This is a genomic window from Paracraurococcus ruber, from assembly GCF_004353985.1.
In the GTDB taxonomy this organism is placed as follows: domain Bacteria; phylum Pseudomonadota; class Alphaproteobacteria; order Acetobacterales; family Acetobacteraceae; genus Paracraurococcus; species Paracraurococcus ruber.
Genome location: NZ_SMOA01000535.1, coordinates 1 through 1,732 on the forward strand (window position 1 = coordinate 1; position 1,732 = coordinate 1,732).

The following is a 1,732-nucleotide window of genomic DNA, read 5'->3' on the forward strand; positions in this document are numbered from 1 at the left end:
GCGACCGCCGGCCGGGCCGGCAGTCCGCGCCGCCTTCGCCGATGCATCGCCGGGCGGCTCCGCCTGCCGCGGCCCGGCAGGGGTCCGCCGCACCGGGGACTTGCCGTCCCGGCCGGCGGCCGGGTCAGGGATGGGGATCGCCGTCCCGCGCCGGGGCCGGCGACCATGGCGCGGGACGACGCCCGGATGCGGCGCGGCAGCCGGGGCCGGCCGAGGCCCTGCCGGACCCGCCGGCCAAGCGGCGCGGCCGGGCGCCGGCGCGGGTCAGCCGGCCATCGCCTGCGGCACCGCCTTGGCATAGACGCCCCGCTCGCCGCTCACCGGCGCCAGGCGGGTGGTCAGGCCTAGCACCGTCTCGGCGCCGCCGAGATACAGCACGCCATCCGGCGCGAGCTGCGCCGACAGCGCTTCCAGCACCCGCGACTTGGTCGGCGCATCGAAGTAGATCAGCACGTTGCGGCAGAAGATCACGTCGAACCGGCCGAGCGAGCGGAGGTCGGAGAGCAGGTTGAACCGCTCGAATTTCGCCATCGCGCGCAGGTCCGGCGCCACGCGCCAGCGCCCCTCCTCCTGGCGGAAATGCTTCACCAGCAGCCGGGCCGGCAGGCCGCGCTGCACCTCGAACTGGGTGAAGACGCCCTCGCGCGCCCGGGTCAGCACCTCCTGCGAGATGTCGGTGCCCAGGATCTCCGCCTTCCGGCCGCCGAGCTGCGGCGCCAGCTCCGACAGGATCATGGCGATGGTGTAGGCTTCCTGCCCGGTGGAGCAGGCGGCCGACCAGATCCGCAGGGTCGCGCCCGCGGGCCGCGCCGCCGCCAGCTCCGGCAGGACCTTGCGCAGGTGGTCGAAGGGCTTGCCGTCGCGGAAGAAGGAGCTTTCGTTGGTGGTCAGCGCCTCCGTCACCGCCTCGGCCAGGGCGGTCGCGCGCGGATCCTTCAGCTTCAGCGCCAGCGCGTCGATGCTGGCCAGGCCTTCCTTCTTCAGCAGCGGGCCCAGCCGCGTCTCCAGCATGTAGCCCTGGTCGGCCGTGAGCACGAGGCCGCTGCGGCCCTTCACCAGGCCCGCGATGAAGGCGAAGCTTTCCTTGTTCATGCCATCGCCCCCACGCGTCCGCCGGCCAGCGCCAGCACCTGTTCCGCCAGGGCGGCCGGCGGCAGCAGCGCACGGGCCAGGCCCGCCTTCGCCACGGCGCCGGGCATGCCCCAGACCACCGAACTCGCCTCGTCCTGCGCCAGCACAGTGCCGCCGGCGGCGGCCACCTGCCGGCAACCCGCCAGCCCGTCATGCCCCATGCCGGTCAGGATCACCGCCAGCACCGCGCCGCCGCAGGCATCCGCCAGGCTGCGCAGCATCGGGTCCACCGCCGGCCGGCAGAAATTCTCCGGCGGGCCGTCATTCAGCCGGGCGACCAGCCCGCGTCCCTCCGCCCCCGCCAGCAGGTGCCGGTTGCCGGGCGCTAGATACAGCCGTCCGGGCTGCAGCGTCTCCCCATCCCGTGCCTCGGCGCAGGGCAGCCGGCCCAGACGGTCCAGGTGGTCGGCCAGCATGGTGGTGAAGCCGGCGGGCATGTGCTGCACCACCAGCAGCGGCACCGGCAGCGGCCGCGCCAGCGCCTGCACGAAGGTGGCCAGCGCCTGCGGCCCGCCGGTCGAGCAGCCGAGGCCGATCGCCCGCACCCCGCGCGCCGGCGGGCCGAGCGCGACCGGCCGGGCCGGCGCCGCCGGTCGCGCCG

General features: G+C 75.7%; 2 protein-coding genes. Both read right to left on the bottom strand.

Annotated elements, in window-relative coordinates:
* Positions 1–264: 264 nt before the first annotated feature.
* Positions 265–1,092: a CheR family methyltransferase gene (locus E2C05_RS31535; protein ID WP_133223547.1), complete on the bottom strand. Its 828-nt coding sequence runs from the start codon at positions 1,090–1,092 to the stop codon at positions 265–267.
* A partial coding sequence (locus E2C05_RS31540) for a CheB methylesterase domain-containing protein (protein WP_133223548.1) occupies positions 1,089–1,732 on the bottom strand: 644 nt, incomplete at its 5' end. The genes E2C05_RS31540 and E2C05_RS31535, both read right to left, overlap by 4 nt.

Excerpts from the sequence above, each read along its gene's own strand:
- E2C05_RS31535 (WP_133223547.1), bottom strand. The coding sequence starts at position 1,092 with ATGAACAAGGAAAGCTTCGCCTTCATCGCGGGCCTGGTGAAGGGCCGC.